General features: G+C 57.2%; 15 protein-coding genes and 1 other RNA gene. All 16 read right to left on the bottom strand.

From position 1 onward, the window contains the following. Positions 1-84: 84 nt before the first annotated feature. Positions 85-672 carry a ribosomal protein S5-alanine N-acetyltransferase gene (gene rimJ / locus F7R06_RS20760; protein ID WP_090315819.1) on the bottom strand — a complete coding sequence of 196 codons (588 nt, stop codon included), beginning with the start codon at positions 670-672 and terminating at the stop codon, positions 85-87. 170 nt (positions 673-842) lie between these two features. Beyond that, positions 843-2,249 (bottom strand): DUF2252 domain-containing protein, encoded by a 1,407-nt coding sequence (locus tag F7R06_RS20755; protein WP_090315823.1) that lies wholly within the window; start codon positions 2,247-2,249, stop codon positions 843-845. An 837-nt stretch (positions 2,250-3,086) separates the two neighbouring features. After that, positions 3,087-5,837: an antiviral RADAR system adenosine deaminase RdrB gene (gene rdrB, locus F7R06_RS20750; protein WP_090315829.1), complete on the bottom strand. Its 2,751-nt coding sequence runs from the start codon at positions 5,835-5,837 to the stop codon at positions 3,087-3,089. After that, positions 5,837-8,503 (bottom strand): antiviral RADAR system adenosine triphosphatase RdrA, encoded by a 2,667-nt coding sequence (gene rdrA, locus F7R06_RS20745; protein WP_090315833.1) that lies wholly within the window; start codon positions 8,501-8,503, stop codon positions 5,837-5,839. Before rdrA ends, rdrB begins: the two co-directional genes overlap by 1 nt. 343 nt (positions 8,504-8,846) lie before the next feature. Next, positions 8,847-9,143 carry a hypothetical protein gene (locus tag F7R06_RS20740; RefSeq protein ID WP_090315837.1) on the bottom strand — a complete coding sequence of 99 codons (297 nt, stop codon included), beginning with the start codon at positions 9,141-9,143 and terminating at the stop codon, positions 8,847-8,849. Next, positions 9,140-10,120 (bottom strand): integrase domain-containing protein, encoded by a 981-nt coding sequence (locus F7R06_RS20735; protein WP_090318306.1) that lies wholly within the window; start codon positions 10,118-10,120, stop codon positions 9,140-9,142. The genes F7R06_RS20740 and F7R06_RS20735 overlap by 4 nt, the downstream gene beginning before the upstream one ends. After that, positions 10,098-10,457, bottom strand: coding sequence for a hypothetical protein (locus F7R06_RS20730; protein ID WP_090315839.1), 360 nt, complete (start codon positions 10,455-10,457; stop codon positions 10,098-10,100). The genes F7R06_RS20735 and F7R06_RS20730 overlap by 23 nt, the downstream gene beginning before the upstream one ends. Next, positions 10,441-11,841, bottom strand: a complete 1,401-nt coding sequence (locus F7R06_RS20725; RefSeq protein ID WP_090315843.1) for a YfjI family protein — start codon at positions 11,839-11,841, stop codon at positions 10,441-10,443. Before F7R06_RS20725 ends, F7R06_RS20730 begins: the two co-directional genes overlap by 17 nt. Before the next feature lie 1,035 nt (positions 11,842-12,876). Next, a complete protein-coding gene (locus F7R06_RS20715) occupies positions 12,877-14,133 on the bottom strand; it encodes an integrase domain-containing protein (protein WP_090315848.1) in 1,257 nt (418 codons plus the stop codon). A gap of 186 nt (positions 14,134-14,319) precedes the next feature. Next, positions 14,320-14,717, bottom strand: a transfer-messenger RNA (tmRNA) gene (ssrA, locus tag F7R06_RS20710). 114 nt (positions 14,718-14,831) lie between these two features. Continuing rightward, entirely contained in the window at positions 14,832-15,083 is a 252-nt protein-coding gene (locus F7R06_RS20705; RefSeq protein WP_090315852.1) for a hypothetical protein, read from the bottom strand. Between the two features lie 290 nt (positions 15,084-15,373). Beyond that, on the bottom strand, positions 15,374-15,649 hold the full coding sequence (locus F7R06_RS20700) for a hypothetical protein (protein WP_090315856.1): 276 nt from the start codon (positions 15,647-15,649) through the stop codon (positions 15,374-15,376). A 196-nt stretch (positions 15,650-15,845) separates the two neighbouring features. Beyond that, on the bottom strand, positions 15,846-18,656 hold the full coding sequence (locus F7R06_RS20695) for an FAD-binding and (Fe-S)-binding domain-containing protein (protein ID WP_090315859.1): 2,811 nt from the start codon (positions 18,654-18,656) through the stop codon (positions 15,846-15,848). Next, positions 18,653-19,324, bottom strand: coding sequence for a LutC/YkgG family protein (locus tag F7R06_RS20690; protein ID WP_090315862.1), 672 nt, complete (start codon positions 19,322-19,324; stop codon positions 18,653-18,655). The genes F7R06_RS20695 and F7R06_RS20690 overlap by 4 nt, the downstream gene beginning before the upstream one ends. Beyond that, positions 19,324-20,778, bottom strand: a complete 1,455-nt coding sequence (locus tag F7R06_RS20685; RefSeq protein ID WP_090315864.1) for a LutB/LldF family L-lactate oxidation iron-sulfur protein — start codon at positions 20,776-20,778, stop codon at positions 19,324-19,326. The genes F7R06_RS20690 and F7R06_RS20685 overlap by 1 nt, the downstream gene beginning before the upstream one ends. Continuing rightward, positions 20,775-21,599 carry a (Fe-S)-binding protein gene (locus tag F7R06_RS20680; RefSeq protein WP_090315866.1) on the bottom strand — a complete coding sequence of 275 codons (825 nt, stop codon included), beginning with the start codon at positions 21,597-21,599 and terminating at the stop codon, positions 20,775-20,777. Before F7R06_RS20680 ends, F7R06_RS20685 begins: the two co-directional genes overlap by 4 nt. Between the last annotated feature and the right edge of the window lie 133 nt (positions 21,600-21,732).

Below are 21,732 nucleotides of genomic sequence, written 5' to 3'. Positions count from 1 at the left end.
GGATTTTTCGGCGACCGGGAAAGGAGTACGAGCGCCGAGCATACGAAGCGAATCCTTAACAAAACGTGAACGCGGTGTGAAAGCTTAGGATAACTGTCTAGACCAGCACTGATCCGGGTTTTCGTAGACCTTGCTGACCAGCGCAGTCAATACGTGATCCTGCCAATGCCCGCCGATGTTCAGGTACGCCTTGGCATAGCCTTCGCGCTCGAAACCCAGGCGCTCCAGCAGCCGGGCGCTGCGCTCGTTGTCGGGTATGTAGTTGGCCATGATCCGGTGCAGGTTCATTGTTTCGAACATGTAGCGAATGCCCGCTTGCAGGGCTTCATGCATCAAACCCTGGCCCTGGCGGGATTGGTCGATGTGATAGCCGAGGTAGCACGCCTGAAATGCCCCACGAATGATGCCGCTGAAATTGCATGCACCGATCATCTGCTCGCTGCCGCGCTCCAGCACGGCAAAGTGCACCGCGTAGCCGTCTTCAAAGGCAAAGGCCTGTTGCGCCAGGCGCGAGCGGATTTTTTCCGGGCTGTAGTAATCGTCAGGCCGAACCGGTGACCAGGGGGCAAGGTGGGCCTGGTTGCGTTGGTAGAAATCGCTTTCCAGTGGCGCCTGGCTGGGGCTGAGGATGGCCAGCGTTACGCGTTTGCACGGCAGGGTGAGGATTGTCATCGAGCGCTCCGGGTTGGGGTGGACGATGACCAATCTACAGGCAAAAAAAAGCCCGCGGGAGGGCGGGCAAACCGTAGTTTCTTGAATGAGCGAGGGAAATGTACAGGTTGCGACCAGGACCAGGGGTGAAGAAAAGTTCATTTGTCCGGCGATGGCCGGCGCCCCCGAGGCTAAGGCAAATGATCTGCCGCAAAATCCGCTTCCGACCGCGCGCGCAAGCGGCCCTTGCGACAGGCCTGCTGAAAGCGCACGAAGTCGCGTTCGTTCTGTTCGGCATAACCCTTGGCGTATCGGTGGAGTGCATCAGCCAATGCGTCTCCCTTGCCGATGTAGCCAGTGATATGCGCGGCGTAACCTGACGACTTGGCGTGGGCATTGGCCAAGGCACGACCACAGACCCTGCCGTAGGCCGCAAAGGTCTCGGCGTCGAACGTTTCGAGCTCTGCGGAGACTTTCATATCGCGCAACTGACGCACATAGAAATGACGACCGTTCGGGCCGGTGGTCCAGCCTAGGAACAGGTCGCTGGCCGATTGCATCAGGCGCTGGCCATCGACCACACGCTGTCCTTCATGCCGTGTCCGTGACTTGCTTTTGACGTAATTGGCGATCACGGATCGGCGTGCTTCCTTGAATTGCAGAAATAGCGGGAACTCTTGTTCGTCGGTCAGCAAAGCCACCAGGCATCGGGTGCCAACGCTGCCGACACCCACCACCTTGAACGCCATGTCATGAACCTGAAAGCGTGACAACAGTTCACGGCGGTCAGTCTGCAAGGTGGCGCGGTAGTCGCGCATGAACGTTTCATACAGCGGCTGCCAGTCGGAAAGGCGCAGCCAGTCATCCTCGGCATCCAGCAGGGTGGTGTTGTCGTGCAGGTGGAAGATTTCCGGCAAGTCATCACGAATGACCAGGCGACCCTGGGCGTCACGCTCGCTGATTTTCGGCAGCAGTTCGGCGTGGGTGCGACGTTCGGCTTTTTCGATGGCGCGCTCCACATGCTCAAGTGCGCTTTTGCGTGCCTGTTCGCGCAAGTCGTCATAGGAAATGGATTCGTACCAAGTCTCCAGGGTGCTTTGTTCAGCGCATTCGAGCATGGTCTGTTGATAAGCGCGCACCGCTTCATGGCAGACCGTTTCCTCGACCGAGCTGCCGTGACGCAGGTCGCGGGCGGCCACCAGAAAACTCGCCACCAGGCGTTTCAAGTCCCACTCCCAGGGCCCGGGATGCGCTTCGTCGAAGTCGTTGACGCTGAAGACCAGATTGCGCTCGGGGGTGGCAAAGCCGCCGAAATTCATCAAATGACAGTCACCACAGATCGGCGACACCAGGCCCATGTTCGGCGTGCCCGCCAGATCGTGCGCTTGCAGCAATGCATTGCCGCGAAAGAAAGTGAAGGGTGAGACCAGCATGCGCCCATAGCGCAATTCGACCAGCGACTTGACCCGCCCCTCGCTCGACGCCTTGATCAGCGGAATCGGATCACGGTTGCCTTTACCCAGCGTTGCCTGTGCGCTGCGCGAGCATTTCTTGCGAGCGTCCTTGCCTTGTTTCAAGCGATCTTTGAGGGTCGTCATTTGGGCTCTATCGGCAGGGTGTGGAATGTATGCCAAGTGAGTGTAGAAGGAGTTGAAAGCGCCGTGCCTGCTGCCTCCAGGTTAATGGCCTGAAAATGCGGGCAATCGGCAGCACTGATGCGGGGGCGCCAATCGGGCGATGCTTGGGATCGAAGGAATGGTGCGCTGGCAAAGCGCCGGAAAGGGAGGTTGCTGAAAAGGCGCTGGGATCGGCGTGAATCCGCAACTGCTCACGGCAGAATTCCAGAGTGCAGATGCAACGAAGCCCGCACTGGGCGGGCTTCGTTGGGTTTTGATTGGTGGAGCCGGGGTAATTTGAATCGGTGTTGTATCTTATTGAGTTATTTATCTAATCTTTTATGATGTTTTTAGCTGGAATACCAATCGGAATACCGTTCGGCTGAAAAGTGCATCGTTTAGTTTTTCTTCAGAATTCACGTGTACCGATGTCCTGAAGAAAACTTGGTGGAGTAAATTTTTCGCCTGTCGACCAACGGGTTTCTGCCTACCGTATCGAGCCTCGGCTGCCGGTGGCAAGAGGCCGAAACCGGCAGATACTGTTGAAAAAGTCGGATTCGATTTCCACGACAGAAAAGTACGCGTCTGAGATTGAAATCTGCATGCTGAGCAGAGGGTTCAGGGCCCAGATTTGACATGGCAGTGTTAAAAAATGGCGTTTTCACCACTCAATGCATGGCTGGCCAAGCCGGGTCGACTTTTTCAACACAATCGGCCAAAAGCAGCCGGTCATATGTGGTTAGAAAATTAGGGACGTTTCAAATAATTTCTGGCAGCAGCCCATACCTTAATCAAACTGTACCAGTACGCCCATTTCGGTTAATGCGCCCTATCAAAGTTTTCCATCCCCTGCTGGCGTATTTGCTCAATCCAATTGTCTGCCGTCTCCTTAGAGTGGCCACGGTCGATAGCAGCTTCATGCATCAAATGATGCTCCATCCGCAGAGTGGTCGGAATCAGACCAGGATCGTCCGTGTTGATCGTAACCGGCATAGATCGCTTGCGAAGACTGAATAGATTGAACCTACCGCCCGCTTCCAAATCTGCATGGTCTGGAGGATTCCAGCGATAAATCGGGTGGTCACTATGAGTTTTCAACTGACCAATGTAGACATTAGAGCTGGGATTGGTCTCGATTGATAACCCCAAGCGTGAATAGCGCTCGAGGCAAATGTCCTGTAAGGCAAGCATAAAGCGGAGGTCGTTGGGATCATCATGATCGTAAAGGCATATAACCGACTTGCTTTGCCCCCCATGTGGAGACTCAAGAGGCTGGGACTCCAATAGTTCCTGCCTGCGTGTAAGGTGGCCGTGCGGAAGCACTGTCAGGCGCACTTGAGTTACTTTCTTCTTCGTAGCAGTCGGTGAGTTGACTTCGAGAAGAGCTCGCAGAACGTAAAGCCCTTCCGATGTATCATTCGACGGTTTCTCGAGATGCTCACGAAGTCTTGAAAGCTCGGGTACCCCAACGATTAGTTCTGGTTCATCAATCCCTGTGTTGCTGATCTCGGACAGTGCCATGTGCGCACAGTTTCTACGAAGCTTCCACGCCACATACAAGCGCATTATGTCTTCTTTCGTTGGATCGGACATACCCTCCTTCCAGGGATACCAAGTCACATATCGCAACATGCGGGTGATCCGCTTTTCTAGCCTAGGCCGTACGCGTTGTGCTTCCTCCAGCGCTTTCAGCTTTCCCGCCTCTCGCCAAGCCCAAACAAGGTTGTCAACGTGCTCATCCACTGACAATAACACCTCGCCATGCCTGTCTAACCATTCGTCCGGTGCAATACCCAAGGCCAGCGCATGGCCCAGTCGATCGCCTTTTCGCATGTTGCAAAAGCGCACAGTTTCATCAACATGACGCAGTCCAGATAGCGGATGCGCATAGTCCTCTCCGGCATGAACGCTGAGATGGAGTTTCGCTTTAGGCACCAAAAAATTGTCTGGACCACCTTGGGGTGGGAGCGATTGCGTTCGAGTGCGGAGCCAACGCAGCATCGGTGCGAATCGCTCGATTGACCACTGAGTTTCGTCTCCGACAACATCGAGGCCACGGATAATCTCTGCCGGATGTACAGTGTTTCCCGGCTCAACTTCGAGAAAATCCTCGGGGGCTGCCAAGCTCCAGCGCTGCACTGAATGTAGTACACCATGCAGCGCTTTGGCTTCCTTCCAGAGTTTATGTCTAGGGGATTTTCCCGCCCGATTAAAGGTCGCGCAGATATGCCAATGACTACGCGAGTCGGCATGACCCGCGGAAGCGTCAACCAGAGCGGCCTGAGGCTTACTATTGGCGAGCTTATGTATGTGCGCACTCACGTTTTGTGCGAAGGCTGCCGTGGTATTGCATTTTCCAAGACTGCCCGCATGAAGCTTGATTTCAGTTTTGTCACCCTGTCGGGCAAAGAGCCTTCTGGCTGCCTCATACTGCGATGTATTTTTCCAAGGGCCGTGTGATGCAGCGTCAGCGCGCAGCGGAGAAAAGAACTGGGTAGTGAAGCGTCTCAGGCCACTTCCGTTCATGATCAATTGCCGGCGGAGCACCATGATGTCGGCGACCAGAAGCAGGACTGCAACACGTATCGAGGGCTTGGTTTTACCTTGATAAGTTCGCCACAGAAGGATGAACAGCCAGATCCATGCGTGCTGAAGGTTATGTTTGTCTGCATCAGCGGCCAACTGTATCAGCAGCCACCGGTCGGTAGTCGACTCGTTCGCCTCATCCACCGCAGGTAATACCGCTTGATCAGCCTCGACGTCTTTATAGAGCCCACGCAGAAGAAAGTCCCAGTCTATGGCCGGATTATTGGGTACTAGTTGAGCATCGTCGGAAACCGCGCTCAGTAGCACAATCTCTTGCTGGGTGGTTGTCCGGGCCTGATGTCCCCAGTTGTCGGTCAAGGCCATGAGCATACGGCGGATCCGACGGAGTCGGCTCACGTGCAGCTCCGACACCGCGAACTTCGTCGGCCACTGGTGACCGAGAACGAGTTGCGCCAGCACAAGCTCCTCCCCAGCAATACCATTAAGGTGCACGTGTCCTTCGGCAAAGGCGTCTGAAAAAAATCGCGGCCCAACGAACAAGGTCTTTAGTCGAATGACAGTTTCCTGAAGGGCCTGCTTCGACCACTTTTCCTGCTCTGCCCGCTGTGCCAGATATCGCGCCGCAAGGATTGTAGGGTCGAGTTCCGACAGTATTTGCGCGTAGAGCTGAACCTGCTTTTCACGAAAATGCAGGGTTTTTGTATCGCTATCCCATTCCAGCACTGCATCAATCGACTCATCTATGACCGGACTCTCCCCGTTGTCTAGGAATAGCGATTCGCAAAGGCCCTGGCTGATGCGTTGAATCTCGTTCACCCGATGGCGGTTTCCAGTTCGCGCATCTATGTCCGCCTCAATCGTGTCCTGCAGTTTTTCGCGGAGGGAATCCAGATTGATCGGCTTAGGGTTCGCGCAAGCCTGTGTCGGCCACCAATCAACCAGATGTTTATAAAGTACGTTGGCAGTCCCTTCACCGCCGAGCAGTGCACCGAGTGCTCGCTCTTGCATGGAGCGAACAAGCATCAGGATGCCCCAGCCTCCAACGTCTTCTCGTCCAGTTCGTCAATTGCTCGACGTAACGTGCTTAGCTGACTATTATCTGGATAGAGATCTGATACGCGGCCCCATATCGACTCGCCAAATTGTTTGGGAGTTACGCCTCCAGGGGCGTTGCGTTTCAGCGCCTTTTTGATAGATGGAACAGTAATTCGGCGCTGACTGGTCGAGATCCCCAATGCTTGCAACAGATAATCACGACCATCAACGGCTTCAACCTTGTTCACAGTCGTATCTTCTCGCTCTTTTGCGAACTCGAAGAGCTCCTGCAAGCGCATGCGCAGCGGGTGTTTATCCAGCGTCCAGGTAGCCGAGATTACCTGTTCTCCAGACACCGTCGCATCACCCATCTCGACCAGTGGCTTGATGTTCTGTGTGAACAAGTCATTGCGTGTGAAATCGCCTCGGCGATTAAGCAGGTTCACGTTTGAGATTTCGGAGCCAAGGTCGAATAACGGTCCTTTCTCAAAACTAGCTAGCGCGGCCCAGAATGAATTGAATGCAGAGAGACCTGACGCAGCAACATCGCTGAGCAACTCTCCCCTTGGCTGCTCATTCACTGACAAGGGACGAGTGAACATCGGCGACTGATTGAACGCCTTGTTCAGCGCACAGTAAATCAGCCATGGCGAGCGTGGCAGGCGGTCGGCCTGAACGCTCCGCCTCCACTCATTGATAGCGGTCGCAATGTTCTGGATTGCGGTATCCCGGCTTTGCAGGCCGAGGTCACCCGCACCATATCGGGTCGACGAGGCGGATTCCTCATCAGCGTCGAAGTCAGATGACTCAATCTCATCGAGCGAGAACTGCACGGCTTTGGTCGCTGCAACGCGAACAGCACTGTGAAATGGAGCGTTAGCCAGGATGCGATTGACATCACCGCTAGAAATGTCCCGGACAAGGCTAGTCACGACCAGTTCAAGCACACGACCACTGCAAATCAAAGTAGCCCGCTTGCTCGTACTGTAAAAATTACGATGCGTGATCAGATCAATTAAAACCCGTGTGCTTGCAGCAGATTGAGAATTATCAGGTTTTTCTTTTTTTTCCTCCCATGGAGCGAGTACTACGGCGCGGCCCACTTCGGGTGTAGCAAACGGAAGGATGGCTTGGTCTTTCAGTGTGTTTACCCATGAGTCGGGAAGCCGTCCACCCAAGTCCACTGTCCAGTTGAGAGTCGCTCTCGTCGCTATATACCTCAGTTCAGGACGATTGATCTGTTGCAGCGGGTGAAAAAGCGGCGTATCGAGTACAGATCCGTCTCTCACCTCATGCCAATGCCGCACTGCCAGCAACACGAGACAAACAGCACCGGCGGAAGGTTCGAACATGAAGTGATTCAGTAGCGCCGACTGCCATTGCGCTAGCAAAACCTGGTTCGGCTCCGTTGCGGGAGCGGAAGGCTCTGTCCCCTCGCTATGACCGCGAGCAGGAGTTCGACCACGTCGTCGATATGAGATACGCCGCATTAGATCCGTCTCTGGCAGTGCAGCCGTCTCGTTGAAGAACGCCTTTTCAAGTGCCGGGATATTAGTTCGCACCCGGGACAGTAGCTGCGACAGCGCCCGGATCGTCGAGATGGGAATGCGGAGTCGACTGTTCTCGTTGTTATTGACAGCCCCCGCCAATAAAGCCCTCAACCAGGACTCCAGTTCAGGTAACACGAGACGGGGTGTTCCTTCAGCACGGTTCTCGACGCCCAAAAAAACGTTGTAGTTGCCCAAGAACTCCCCGACCTCTGGCATCCTCAACCGCCGATGTAACGGTAGGATCTTACGCAGATATTCGTGTGCCAAGCTCTCCGCAAACGGCTTTGCTTGCTCATGATAGTGGGCAACGTCCACAGTCAGCCTTCGGAACGTATCGCGCCACGTTACCTCGTGATAGAGGCTCAAATCTCCGCAAACGATGGGCAACAGCACCGGGCTAACCAAATAGCGCCGCACCACCTCCAAGTTCTCGAAGGCACGATGCAATGTCGTGTCAACGTCATCGATTGGAAGCACCAGCAAGCGCTTGCCCAACAACTGTGCTGCCTTCTGGAAGAAGTCGTGAACGGCGCCCACCAGTTCCTGTGTTCCCATGAACGCCCGTAATCGGTCGAGGCCGACCCCGTCGCTCTGCGTCTCCTTCCCCAGCAGAGCACTCCCAAGCTTCTGAAGGCTCTCGTGCAGAGCTTGCCAAAGCTCGGGTTTCTCATCCCGCTGCGCCTTGACTTGTTTATCCCCAAGCACAGCCGCTACAACGACGTTGAGGAACAAGTCGTCGCCATCTTCAAGCTGCGAAGGATCGATGGGCTTAAGAACATGCACCGCCTCGGCCAACCCTTCATAGCGCTCGCGCACGCCGTCGGCCTCCAGATACTGTGGCAGGTTGACGATGACGGTTGTCTTTCCGGTACCACGGTCGCCGTCCAGAAAGATTGTCATGTGGCCGCGGTCACGGACAAAGCGCTCGCTGTCGTCGTGATCTGTTACGCCCCCAAGATCGGGCAGCGATTCCTTCAACATCTGCGCCAGGTTCTCGTACACAGCGCGGGGCAGCAACTGGCTCACCGTCATATGGCTCGCCCGTTCGCCTTGGTCGAGAGGAAAAAAGATGGGCTCGCTACTTTGCCCAGGCACTGACGACATGTCATTTCCTTATGATCATAATGTGGTTGCAATCGACATCCCAACTGAGAGCGCCAAAGCGATTTGCATGACATGAAATCAACTGGTAGGGAATCAGCGTTACATCATCATTTGCGAACTTCGCAGATGTGATTGTGCAGGTATCTTCATATGCCCTACAGTCTATATGGTTGACGACGTACGATATACCTAGAGATTCAACTGCTGCCTCCCGTGTACTGAGATTCGTAGAATCCACAGTCATCGAATGAAAGGAACTCTGCAATGGCAAAGTGAATCGCCCCTCATTTCGTAGACATTTCCGAATGACCGCTTCCGATAGCAGCCATTGATACCGTCGACGTTAACTAACCCAACTGGCCCCAGTCTCAACGCAAAGCTGGCCGTTCCCCATCCGCTTCCAGATCAGCATGGAGGTGAGCCGATAATAATATCGAGTAGCCTCTGAACGATCCCTCAGGTGCTGAGTGAGAAACCAGCGCACATGTTTGAGCTGCCAGGTCCAGGGATTATCGCGTTGCCATCGCTGTTGAATTGCCGCTTGCATGATTCTGGCTTGGCGCAGGTGTCGTTGCTGCGTGACCTTCGAGCCGGTCAGAACGCCGCTCAGGAACAGGGTCATATCGAAGGGCCTGGTCACGCTCTCCCTCCAATGTAGGCCGAAACCACATCGATCCGGTTATGCCCGAGTTCAACGCTGATCTGTTGCCGCGCCTGCTGATCAAGGTCGCGGTCAATGCGATAGCAGTGGCCACCATTGACCGGTGCGGCGTGGCCAGTGAGCTGTTCATAACGCTCGCAGGCGTAGGCCGCTCGCAGTTCATGGAAACCCTTCAGCCCGTGTTCATGCAGCGTTTCTCGGGCGGGAAGTACGGTCTGATGCAGGAACACAGCGTAGCTTTCGTCTCGGGCCAACAAGTTGCGGCTGCGGGGCGGCGATGCATGACGAGCAAGCTGCAGTGCCGCCTTCACTTCTTCATTTGCCACGACCCATCGCGGCGCTGAAGCCCCTGAGCGGCCGCCTTTGGTGCCGTCCTGGATGTTGATGCGGCCTAAGTGTTCGGCTTCGCGGTGTAAGCGTGGCAGGTCAGCCAGGATCGCTTCACGCAGGCGCATACCGGTTGTTCGGGCCAACAGGACAATCGCGGCCACCCGCTCGTGTTGCTGTTCGCCAAGTGCCTCGAGTACTCGCCGCAGCTGTTGGTGGTCTTGGCCATCCGGTGCGCGGATGCGCACGGTCGAGCGCTGCTGTCCCAACGCCTGGCTCGGGCTGGCGATCCTCACGTCCTGATCACCGCGTAGCGCAGCGAGGGTGCGGTTGACGCTGCTCAGGCGGTTCTGCGCGGTGGCGATGCAGAGTTCACCTTGCTGGATCTGCTGGCGCAGATACGCGGCGTAGTCTTGTAGCGTCTGTCTATCGATCTGGCGCGCATCGTTGTAACCGGGGCCGTTCTCTGATCGACACCAGCGCACGAACGCTTGCCAGCGATCGCTATGCGCTTTGACCGTGGCGAAGTGGCCATCGGCAAACAAATCCTTGAGCGCTTGTGAGCCGGCGTAGCTCAGCTGGCGGCCATAGCCAAAGTTGCGACCCTCACGCAGACCGACCAAGGCCATCATCATCACCGTTTTCGTTTGTTTGCAGAAAGAGCAGCAAGGCTTTCCAGTGAGGGCTGAGCCTGTCTATCTGCCGCCAGTGTGTCGGGCGGATCAGGAGGGCGTTCTCGTGGTGTTGCAGCAGTGCCCCTTCCTCACGCAGTTGCTTGATCAGCAGGGCGAGATTGGCAGGCTCAAAGGGTGGTGTGGCGACAGCGGCGACAGTGGCGACAACCCCTGTCGTTGCTGGCCTGGCGCGTGGCGACAGGGTGGCGACAGAAGCGGCGACACGCCGTGATTCAGGTTGTGATTGATGTTGCGCCAGGTAGCGGCGCACCGCGTCATTGAGGCGAAACATGGCGGACCTCGAAGGTTTTTCCGTCGCGGCTGTTCAGCCAGCGATGAGTGATCAGCACGACCAATAAAGAGGCGGTATGGTCAGCGCTCTTGCGGGCAAAACGAGGGCCGTTGCGATTGACGTCGCGAATGGTGAAGTGAGTCCAGCCTTTCTGCACCAGCCAGCGCAGCAGTCGATCCGCCTCTTCGCGTCGCCTATTGACCGGCTCCTGTTCGGTCAAGCGCTGGATCTCGGCCAGGTAGTAATCCATCAACGTGGAGGCGCGCTGGATGTGTGCTTCCTCCAACTGACTGGCCTCTTCAACCATGGCGAGCACGCCTGCGATGCGCAGCACATTCGCCGCGGCCTTGCCCGCGGCAGGCTGGACGCCGGCCAGCTCGCCGAACTCGCCAGACTGGCACTCGATGGTGTCGTGAATATCGATCCAGGCACGACGGGCACGGGGAGTCAGTTCCAGCGTGACGGGATTGAGTGATCCATCCTTGTGAAGCGACCAGGGCTTTTGCAGCAGGGCGGTGATCCGTTGTTGGTAGTGCTGGACTTTGGCATCTCTGGTCAGGTCGATTGCCTTGTAGAGTCGCTGGCCGGCCAGGCGCTCGGGCCAACTGATCAGGCAACGGCCGAGGATGCCTTGGCCATTGATCACCGGGTCTTTGAACAGCTGGTTGGCAAGGTAGGGTTGCAGCATCAGATGCAGACTGAGGCGGCGGTCATAGGCCCGCAGACTTTCTCCGGCCATGGAGCGCGCCCGGTCGATCGGGCTGCCATCCCACAGTGTCGACAAGGTGGTGATCGCCTTGAGCAGATTCTCTTTGCTCATGGTGCTGCTGCCCAAGAACTGGCCACCTTCATCATTGAACAAGCCCATGCTGGGCAAGCCATTGCACAGACTTTTGACCAGGGCCTCAATGGTGGGCTCGGCAATGATTAGTCTCGGCGGTACGGGCTCGGACAGCTCACCGCCTTTCGCCTCTGCACGCTCCGTTGAGGTTTTGGGTTTGGCCATGAGGCTGGTAGCGGCGCGATAGGCTTTGAGCTTTTCCGCATACAGGGTCCACTGCTGTCGTTCCCAGTCGCGCGCCGCCTTCAGTGCCAGATGATCCACCGCGCTTTTGCGATCACCCGAGGACGCCACCGTCAGTAGGTAGAGGGACAATGGATAGGTTCGGCCATCGAGTTCGACATTGGCATGACCCTGACTCACCAGGGCAGCGCTGGCCAGCACCGATTGCGCGGCCATGGCGCAGGGCACGCCGATCACCTCGGCCAGTCGTTCGACCGCAGGGCCCAACAATTCCCCCAGTGCTTCGACCGGGTAGGACAGTGGCGCCTGCTGATATTCCAGCAACGGTTGTGGTGGCTCGAACGCTTCGCACAGTTGCATCGCAACTCTCCTGAGATTATCGACTTCGTCCTCACTCATCCCGCCACGGTTGTTGAGTGTTATCAGGGATCTAGGCCCCTGCGACCTGTGAGGGTTGTCCACTAACGCGGGACTGGCGGCTCCTTACGACCGGGAGCTTGGGCATCTCATGATCTGGCCTCCTGGGCACTTCCGAAGAAGTGGGCGGGTGGAGGCTGCACTGGCTGACGAAACCGGTGCCGCGAGATCCTGAGTCAGGTGAAGGCAGTGAGGCGATGACTGGGGCATGCCTGACTGTCAGTCAGGTGCAGTCCATTCCGTGGGCTGCGGCACCATCATCGGCATTGCTGTGGCGAGTGAGCATTCGTTCGGTGTTTGTCACGCCGATTGTCACGAGGGGGAAAGCCGCAAAGCCCCATGCGAGCGGGGCTGCAGCAGTGGTAAGAGCGCCCGTCTCTTTAGGGGGCAAAGAGACGGGCAACAGGTTGGCGCAAGAAATGGCCAAGCGGATAAGTTGCTGCAGAGCAGCCAGGGAGAGTATGAGCTGCCGCAGTGGGCATTCTGGAAGAAGTGGCATCCATCACATCGCTGTGACCGTGCGAGCCGCCGGACGCTAATCGCACTTGAGGGTGAACCACCACGGTATGGCGTAGCCTCAAAGGTTCTGGCTACCTGGGTGCTGTCGAGGACAGCGCTGGTACGGTTCTGGTTTAGCGCTCGTTCTGCTCGCGGTCAACCGTATTTTGGGGGCGGTTGTTGCGCCAATCGGTAACGGTGGAAGACCTTGGAAACCGGTGGTTTTCCATGGCCGGGTGGTCGTTCGTCGGTTTTTAATGTGAGCCCATGCGAGTGGGAATGCGGAGCCTTCCCGCTCGCGTGGGCTTGGCCGAGAAAGCCCCGCGAGCGAGACTTGTAACGGCGACAGTCGCCACTTCTGTCGCCATGCTGCAGGCCAGGTATTACGCGGGTTGTCGCCGGTGTCGCCGCTGTCGCCAAATCAAGCATCACTCCATCTTGGGGAGTCATTCTCGGTTACTGGCGGCGTCCGGTGAGCGCTTACCGTATCGGCACGACGTTGTGGTCCCGGGTTTGATTGATCGCAGATGCCGACAGGTTGCCAGTGGCCGCTTTCTGGATGTGCTCACTCCACCAAGCCATCATCGGACGCCGGCGCTCGATGTAGTCCGCTCGGTTGTAAGCGCTTCGGACTTCGTCCTTGTCGACATGCGCCAGCGCGACTTCGATCAGCTCCGGATCCCACCCATGCTCGTTCAGGATGGTGCTGGCCATGGAGCGCATGCCGTGGCTGACCAAGCGGTCCTGAAAGCCCATGCGTTTCAACGCCATGTTGGCGGTCTGGCTATTAGCGTGGGTACGCGGGTTTCTATCTGCCGGGAACACGTATTCTCTGTGGCCGCTATGGAGCTTGAGTGTCTCCAGTAACGCGAGTGCCTGTTCAGTCAGCGGGATGGTATGCGGGCGACGCTTTTTCATGCGCTCCGGTGGGATGGTCCAAATGCGTTTGTCGAAATCGATGTCTGCCCACCGAGTGGTGGCTGCCTCGACAGGGCGGGTCATCGTGTGCAACTGCCATTCGATCAGACAGCGCGTGACTCGCTTGATGCTGGCATTCGCGATTTCCATCATGAGCTCCGGAAGCTCGTCAGGTCGTAGCGCGGCCATGTTCTCTTTCCTGGGTTTCTTGAACACCGCCCGAATGCCACTGAGGGGGTTCGCAAAGATCAGTCCTGAATTGACCCCGTAGGTCATGATCTCGTTGAGTCGTTGGCTCAGCCGCTTCACTGTTTCGAGGCTGCCTTTGGCCTCAATCGGGCGAAGGAGCTTGATCACCATAGGAGCACTGACTTCAGAAAGCGGCGTCGATTTCATGCTCGGAAAAACATGCAGCATGAGTGAACGCCAAATGTCCTCGGCATACGCTGGCGTCACTGAGTCTTTCTTCAGTTCGAACCAGGCTGTGGCTATCTTCTCGAAGGTGTGTTCGGTCTCAGCCAGTCTGGCTTGCCTTTGCTCATCGCGCTGGGCTTTGGGATCAATGCCTTGAGCAAGTAGCTCTCGCGCCTCGACTGCTTTCTTCCGAGCATTCGCTAATGAGAGGTCGGGGTATGGGCCGAGCGCCATATTAAGACGGCTTCTGGTCAACGGCTCGCGATAATTGAAATTCCACATCATCGAGCCGCTGGCGCGTACTCGAAGCTGAAGGCCGTCGCCGTCGCTGAGGACGAAGTCTTTACCAGTTGCCTTGACTGCCTTGAGCTGGCGATCGGAGAGGCGGGTTGCGTTAGTAGGCATGGGGGCTACCTCCAGCACCGTTTTGGTATCCTGAAAGTAGCATTTGGCAGCCCGGGATACCACCTGGGATACCAAAGCGCCTGGAACTCAGAAATCCTCAAAAGTCCTCGTAAGCCCTGGAAGCCGCGTATTTACTGGATTTCAGGCACAAAAAAAGACGTCCGTGGACGTCTTTAGATGATGAAGTGGTGGAGCCGGGGGGATTTGAACCCCCGTCCGCCAGTACTCCGCTGTCGGTACTACATGCGTAGCCGTGTCTATTAAGTTAACCCTCAGCGACCCGACGGGCAGGGTGCTTTGGGCGAGTTGTGTAAGTTTTAGCCGCTTCGTCCACAACGTACTGCACGGCGATTCTGTTCTATATGACAATCATTTTGGGTTTACAGACATCCCCTGATGATTGCTGGACCCGAAGGTACCAGAAGCTCAGGCTCTAAGGCTGCTTACGCAGCGATAGCGAATTCCTGGCCGTAGTTATCGTCATTGGCAACTATAAGTAGTTGCAACAGTGGATTTACGAGTTCTGTTACCAACTCGGCATGCACCTAAAGTTTCGCGACCGGCGTCGAATCCTAAACGGCCCCGAGCCTGTTACTCGGTGAATCAAAGTGAGCAACAGGCCTGCACAGTGTACGCCAACACGCTTCAGAAGGCCACCCGCAAGGTTGGCCTCGATTGATCATGGGTTGGTTCGTTGGTCAATTTGCCATAGACAATGCCTGGCTGGCCTCGGTGGCGCATTTTTTGTCATCTTTGGCGGCTTGTGACGCTTTGGCGCTGGCCAGCAGCCTTTTGATTTCGGGCGCGTTGGTGGAGGTCGCTGGCAGCGAATTCACTTTGGCTTCGAGCTCTTGCAGCTTGCTCGTACACAGGTTGTTGTCCGCGGCAAATACGGGAGAGGCCAACATGGCAGCAGAAATGAACAGGCCAGCGACTACGGTACGTTTCATGGGGATCTCCTCGAACTGATGGGCTCGGTGCTGCTGTATGGGCGGGGGCTCGGCCGAGTCTAAAAATCAGCCACGTTGATTGGGCTTATCTAAAAGACTGCGGCGCGGCAAAGTAATTCGGTCTTGGCAGAAAAGCGATGAAAAACTGCGCAACAGGCCCAATGGCACTAAAAAGGTTTACCGAGCCCCAGATGCACCAAAACCCGTAATTTGACGGGTTCTGGATTGCTTCGTACTGGATGGAGCCAGTACGGCGGTAAGGCCAACCCGAAGGTTGGCCCGGAGCTGGGTTACTTCCCGCCTTTGTTCGCGTTCTTGATGTCCTGAATGGTTTGGTTGGTCTCGGCGACGCAATCATCAATCCCTTGCTTGGTGCCTTTTGCGTGGTCTGCTTGGGCTTGCTTGACGGAATCCGCTACCTGGTCAGCCAGTTCCTCAGGAATCTGTGCCTGGGCGTCTTCGATGGTTTGCAGATTGACGGCGCATTGATCTTTTTCGGCGGCAAACGAGGGGGAGGCCAGCAGTGAGGCAGTAACGAACAGACCAAACAGTACAGAACGTTTCATGGGTATCTCCTTGAACTGAGTGGCCAGGCATCGCTGACCATCAGGACGGGCTGCCAAGTGTTGGGAAGGTCCCGCATTTGCGGGACTTGGTCAGTAGACTGCGGCGGCACATCAGGGTTCTAATTTTTTGCTGTACTGCTGTCGGTTCTGGCAAGAAACAAAAAGGCGCCTGAATGCGCCTTCCTTGAGGTCCTGCTCAGGTCACCCTAGCCTGGGTAACGCGGTCCACCAGATAGACTAGCCCGTGGTAATCAATGCCGCCATGTTGCGACAGCCCGATCTCACAGGTGCGGCTGGTCGAAATCCCCTCGCTGCACTGCTGCACCGCGTCCTTGAGCGTTCTTAACGAATGAGCGTTCAGTTCCGGCGTGGTGAAACCCTTGTCGCCGGCAAACCCGCAGCAATGAATGCCTTCAGGAATGATGACGGTTTTGCTGCACTTGCGTGCCAGATCAATCAACGCGTGGCTCTCGCCCAAGTGCTGGGTGCTGCAAGTGACGTGTACGGCAATCGGCGCCTCCTGCGGTGTGAAATCCAGGCGATCCATCAAATGCGTGCGGATGAAGCGCACCGGGTCATACAGGTCCAGCCGAACTTCGCCCAAGTCTTGAATTAGTCGTAGCGTGCAGGGGCTGGTGTCGCAATAAATCGGATCGAGCCCGCCGCGACTGGCGTGCAGCAAGGCGCCAATCAGTTCCTGTCGTTTGTGTTCGGCTTGTTCGGCATAGCCCTTGGAGGCGAATGGCTGGCCACAGCAGAGATTGTCCAGATTGTCCGGAAAGATCACTTGGTAACCGGCTTTTTCCAGCAGTCCGCGGGTTTTGTCGTACAGCGACATCTGCTCTTCATCACCTGCCGCCGGGCCCATGACCCGCGACACACACGCTGCCATGTACACCACCCGAGGGCGTTCGTCCGACACGGTCGGGCTGAAGCGAATGGCTTTTTCCGGTTGTGGCATGGCGTTGGTCCATTGCGGGACCTGCCCTTTGGACAGTTTCGTCAGCGTCGCCGACAGCTTCGCCAGGCGGGGCGCTCCCAACAGCATCCGGGCGCCGTTAGCGACGTGCAGTGTGAAACGTGCACCTTGCAGCGCCGTGGCGAAATTGCCTTCCAGCCAGTTGGCGGTTTTCTTATGCGTGGCGTGGCGTCCGCGAAGCTTTTTCACCAGCTCGCCGGTATTGATGCCTACAGGGCAACGCTGTGCACAGAGCCCGGTGGCGGCGCAGGTATCGATACCTTGATACTCGTAAGCCGCTTCGAGTTTGGTGGTGTCCATGCCCGCGCGTTTCTTCGCCTGAATGTCGCGCCAGATCACGATGCGTTGGCGAGGGCTCAGGGTCAGGCCTTTCGACGGGCAAACCGGTTCGCAGAAACCGCATTCGATACACTTGTCCACAATCTCGTCGGCGGCCGGCAAGGGCTTGAGATGCTTGAGGTGGATCTGCGGATCTTCGCTGAGCACAACGTCCGGGTTGAGAATGCCATTGGGATCGAGCAGGCGTTTGAGTTGCCACATCAACTGATAGGCATCGCTGCCCCATTCCAGTTCGACAAACGGTGCCATGTTGCGTCCGGTACCGTGTTCGGCCTTCAGCGAACCGCCAAACTCCACCGCGACCAACTGCGCCACGTCATCCATGAACGCCTGATAGCGTGCGACTTCTTCCGGGTTATTGAAGCCTTGGGTGAAGACGAAGTGCAGATTGCCCTCCAGCGCGTGTCCGAAAAGGATCGCTTCGTCGTAGTGATGTTTGTCGAACAACTCGATCAGCCGGTTCACGCCGATGGCCAGTTGTTCCACCGGGAAGGTCACATCCTCGATGATCACCGTGGTGCCGGTTTTGCGCACCGCGCCGACGGCGGGGAAGGTGTCTTTGCGGATCGCCCAGAGGCGGGCGTTTTCCAGTGGGTCCTCGGTGAAATCGACCTGTTTCTCCACCGGGAACGACGCCAGGGACGCCATGATCTGCGCCAATTGTTCATGCAGCAGTGAGGACGACGCGGCGCGGGATTCGATCAGAAGTGCGCAGGCGTTATTCGACAGCTGCTGTACGAAAGCCGGCATGCCGGGCTTGTTCTGTACCGAGCGCAAACTGCGGCGGTCCAGCAGCTCCACCGCCGACACCGGTTGGCTTTTCAGCACGGTAACCGCGTTGCAGCAGGTTTCCACATCGGGAAACACAATCAGCGCCGAGGCCTTGTTCGGGTGATCGATCACGGTGTCGTAAGTCACGGCACTGATGAAACCGAGGGTGCCTTCGGAGCCCACCAGCAAGTGGCTCAAGATATCCACAGGCTCGTCGAAATCCACCAGGGCATTGAGTGACAGGCCGGTGGTATTTTTCAGGCGGTATTTGTGGCGAATCCTTGCTGCCAGTTCGGTGTTTGCGCGTGTTTCACGGCCCAATGTCGCCAAACGCTCCAGCAGCGCTGCATGGCTCTGGCGAAACGCCGCGACGCTGGCGGCATCTTCGGTATCGAGACGACTGCCGTCGGCCAGTACCAGACGAATCCCGGCCAGTGTGTGATAGGTGTTTTGCGCCGTGCCGCAGCACATGCCGCTGGCGTTGTTGGCGACGATGCCGCCGATTTTGCAGGCATTGATCGAGGCCGGATCAGGGCCGATTTTGCGCCCGAACGGTGCCAGCCAGGCATTGGCCTGGGCGCCGATCACACCGGGTTGCAGGCGGATTTGTGTGCCCTGGCCACGGAGCTCGCGACCGTTCCAGTTATCCCCAAGCACGATCAGCACCGAATCGCTGATCGCCTGGCCAGAGAGACTGGTACCGGCAGCGCGGAACGTCACCGGCACTCGGTCACGCTGGGCCATTTTCAGCAGCGTGACGACTTCTTCTTCGGATTCGACGCGAATCACCAGCTTCGGAATCAGTCTGTAGAAACTGGCATCGGTGCCGAAGGCCAGCGTCGACAGCGGGTCGTCGAAGCGTCGTTCCCGTGGAATCAGTTGCTGTGCATCACGCAGAAAAGCGGCCGGTAGACTCATTGGTCCTCCAGGATCAATACCACCAGGTCTTTCGGGCCGTGGGCGCCGTAGGCCAGCACCTGCTCGATGTCGGCGGTTTTCGACGGGCCGGACACCAATAGAGCATTGGTCGGCATGCCCTGGGCCCATTCGAACTCTTGCTGTACCTGATAGAAGTTGTCGCGAATTGCGCTGGCCTTGAGCAGGGCGAAATGCACCGGTGGCGCCAGGCTCATCAATCGCGGCTCCTCCCGGGTCGGCCAGAGAATCAAGCTGCCTGTGGCAGCGATTGCGCCGAGGGTGGTGGTGAGACTCGCAGGTGTGTCATTGAACAGTTCGGCTTTCCATTCCTCTACCGGACGGTCGTAGGCCTTGAGTGCCGGCAGGTGCGGATTATTCGCCCAGTGTTGAGTGATGCGTTGACCATGAGCGGTGGTTGGCGCGATCAACAGGCTTGGCAACTGACGGTCCCCCAGAAGTTTTGCCAGCAGCGCTGGCCAGTCTTCGTCGGTTGTCAGATGGATTTCCGTGTGCACCGCTTCCATCAGTTTTCGCAGTTGCGCAATGCGTTGCTCAGGGGCGTAGGTGTAGGGCTGCGTCACCAGATCGACGTCGAAGTTGTCGGCAACCGGCGTAGTGCCTGTCAGGCTTTTACGCAGTTTGGCGAGGATGTTTTGCTTGGCGCTCATCAACGGTCTCCCTGTTTGGCCAGATGCTCGCGGGCCATGTCATGCAATGAGCGGGCGGCGGGTTTCGGTGCGCTGTGGTTTTGTGTCCACGGGCCGACATTGTTCGGTGTGAGGGCACGCAACCGTGTGGCGAAGAATGCGAACAGGCGATACAGCGTCGGCGAACTGTTGAGCTTCGCCCAGGCGTTCCAGATGAATCGCTCTTTGCGCGAATACTTGCTGCCCTGGCCGCGCATTACTTGATGGGGGCTGTCCGGGGCTTTGACGTTTTCCTCCCGCAGGCGACGCAGCAATGAAGGGATCGGAATCTTTACCGGGCACACTTCACCGCAAGCACCGCATAAAGAAGAGGCGCTCGGGTGGTCCGGGACTTTCGCCAGGCCGACCATGTGCGGGGTGATGATTTTTCCGATGGGGCCAGGGTAAACCTCGCCATAGGCATGGCCGCCGATTCGGGTGTAGACCGGGCAGTGATTCATGCAGGCGCCGCAGCGAATGCAGTTCAGGGTCTGGCGCAATTCGCTGTCGGCAAAGGCCTGGCTGCGACCGTTGTCGAGCAAGACCAGGTGCACTTCCTGCGGGCCGTCGAGTTCATGCGCCTTGCGAGGGCCGGAGATCATGTTGACGTAAGTGGTGATCGGAATGCCCAGGGCCGAGCGGGTCAGCAGCGACAGCAGTGGCACCACGTCGCGCAGGTTTTCCACGACTTTCTCGATACCGGTGACGGCGATATGCACCGGCGGTACCGTTGTGGTCATGCGGCCGTTGCCTTCGTTTTCCACCAGCAGCAGGGTGCCGGTTTCGGCCACGGCGAAGTTGACGCCGGAGACACCGATGTCCGCTTCGAAGAATTTCTGCCGCAGGACCCTGCGACCGATCTGAATGAGTTGGTCAACGTCCTTGGTGTATTCCACACCAAGTTTGTCGTGGAACAAGGACGCGACCTGACCGGCATTCTTGTGGATCGCCGGCATAATGATGTGTGAAGGCTTCTCGTTGTCGAGCTGGACGATGTATTCGCCCATGTCCGATTCAAGGCATTCAATGCCCTGATCAGCGAGGAAATGGTTCATCTCCATTTCTTCGCTGACCATCGATTTGCCCTTGATCACTTGCCGCCCCTCGTGAGCGCGGATGATCGAGAGGACGATGCCATTGGCTTCGTCCACCGTTTCCGCCCAGTGTACTTTCACACCATTGCGGGTCAGGTTCTGTTCAAGTTGCTCGAGCAGGTCGGGCAGCTTGGATAATGCTCGGGCACGGACAGCATTGCCCAGCGCTCGCAAATGTTCTCTTTCATGGGCATCGCTGAACGCCGCTGCCCGTTTGGTCATCAGTGAATCCATCGCCTTGCGAAAGTTGTTTCGCAATTGCGCGTCACCCAGCGCCTGGTGAGCACGGGTGCGGAAATCTTCTTCTACGGCAACCGTAGGAATAATCGTGGAAGTGCTCATTGGGCACCTCCGGTACGCTGCCAAAGGAAGCTGGCCAGGTGTTGGCCGCGTAGCGCTTCCTTTTGTTTTTCCAGCGAGCCATTGATGTTCATCAGGCAACCGCAGTCGGCACTGAGTACCTTGTGCGCACCGGATTCCTTCAACGACCGGGTCTTGTCGGCCACCATCGCGCCGGAGATGTCTGGCATACGGACGCTGAAAGTCCCACCAAAGCCACAGCATTCACTTTCGTGGCTGTGCTCGACTCGCTCCACATTGCTCAACTGCGCCAGTAACGCGCGGCCATGCAAATGGGTGTTCATTTCCCGACGTGCCGAGCACGAAGTGTGCAACGCCACTTTTACAGGCTCGCCGCTGTCCTTGAGCTGCACTTTGCAGACATGCAACAGGAATTCGGCGAGTTCGTAGGTTCTGGCAGCCAGTGCCTGAACCTGTTTCAACGTTTGCGGTTCGTCCTTGAACAAGTCGGCATAGTGTTCACGCAACATGCCCGCGCAAGAACCGGATGGCACCACCACCGGATAATCCCCGGCGAACAGCGCCAGTTGCGAGCGCGCCACGGTCCTTGCCTGCTCGGTGTAGCCCGAGGTGTAGGCCGGTTGGCCGCAGCAGCTTTGCCCTTGCGGGTACTCGACACGGATGCCTTCGCGTTCCAGCAAGTGGATCGCGTCCATTCCGGCTTCCGGGTAGAACAAATCCACTACGCAGGTCCCGAACAGGTAGACCCTTTGCGGTTTCTCGCTGGGGTATTGCCGAGGCTCGGGCAGTGGCGGGGCGACACGGGTCGCATTCGGCACAGCGTTGTAAAAGAGTTCGCTCATCAGGCGTGTCTCCGGGTGATCCCGGTTATCCGTCCGCTGAGGCTGCTGAATATAGAGAGTGATTCTTTCAGCAGCCTTACAGACCGGGTGGTGAATAGCTGACGCCGGAGTCGTGGTCCGGCGTCGGTTTTTT

Origin of the sequence: Pseudomonas moorei (assembly GCF_008801475.1) — a bacterium.
GTDB lineage: Bacteria > Pseudomonadota > Gammaproteobacteria > Pseudomonadales > Pseudomonadaceae > Aquipseudomonas > Aquipseudomonas moorei.
This window is presented reverse-complemented; position numbering and strand designations above follow the sequence as displayed.

Excerpts from the sequence above, each read along its gene's own strand:
- rimJ (WP_090315819.1), bottom strand. The coding sequence starts at position 672 with ATGACAATCCTCACCCTGCCGTGCAAACGCGTAACGCTGGCCATCCTC.
- F7R06_RS20755 (WP_090315823.1), bottom strand. The coding sequence starts at position 2,249 with ATGACGACCCTCAAAGATCGCTTGAAACAAGGCAAGGACGCTCGCAAG.
- rdrB (WP_090315829.1), bottom strand. The coding sequence starts at position 5,837 with ATGCTTGTTCGCTCCATGCAAGAGCGAGCACTCGGTGCACTGCTCGGC.
- rdrA (WP_090315833.1), bottom strand. The coding sequence starts at position 8,503 with ATGTCGTCAGTGCCTGGGCAAAGTAGCGAGCCCATCTTTTTTCCTCTC.
- F7R06_RS20735 (WP_090318306.1), bottom strand. The coding sequence starts at position 10,120 with ATGGCCTTGGTCGGTCTGCGTGAGGGTCGCAACTTTGGCTATGGCCGC.
- F7R06_RS20730 (WP_090315839.1), bottom strand. The coding sequence starts at position 10,457 with ATGTTTCGCCTCAATGACGCGGTGCGCCGCTACCTGGCGCAACATCAA.
- F7R06_RS20725 (WP_090315843.1), bottom strand. The coding sequence starts at position 11,841 with ATGCAACTGTGCGAAGCGTTCGAGCCACCACAACCGTTGCTGGAATAT.
- F7R06_RS20715 (WP_090315848.1), bottom strand. The coding sequence starts at position 14,133 with ATGCCTACTAACGCAACCCGCCTCTCCGATCGCCAGCTCAAGGCAGTC.
- F7R06_RS20705 (WP_090315852.1), bottom strand. The coding sequence starts at position 15,083 with ATGAAACGTACCGTAGTCGCTGGCCTGTTCATTTCTGCTGCCATGTTG.
- F7R06_RS20700 (WP_090315856.1), bottom strand. The coding sequence starts at position 15,649 with ATGAAACGTTCTGTACTGTTTGGTCTGTTCGTTACTGCCTCACTGCTG.
- F7R06_RS20695 (WP_090315859.1), bottom strand. The coding sequence starts at position 18,656 with ATGAGTCTACCGGCCGCTTTTCTGCGTGATGCACAGCAACTGATTCCA.
- F7R06_RS20690 (WP_090315862.1), bottom strand. The coding sequence starts at position 19,324 with ATGAGCGCCAAGCAAAACATCCTCGCCAAACTGCGTAAAAGCCTGACA.
- F7R06_RS20685 (WP_090315864.1), bottom strand. The coding sequence starts at position 20,778 with ATGAGCACTTCCACGATTATTCCTACGGTTGCCGTAGAAGAAGATTTC.
- F7R06_RS20680 (WP_090315866.1), bottom strand. The coding sequence starts at position 21,599 with ATGAGCGAACTCTTTTACAACGCTGTGCCGAATGCGACCCGTGTCGCC.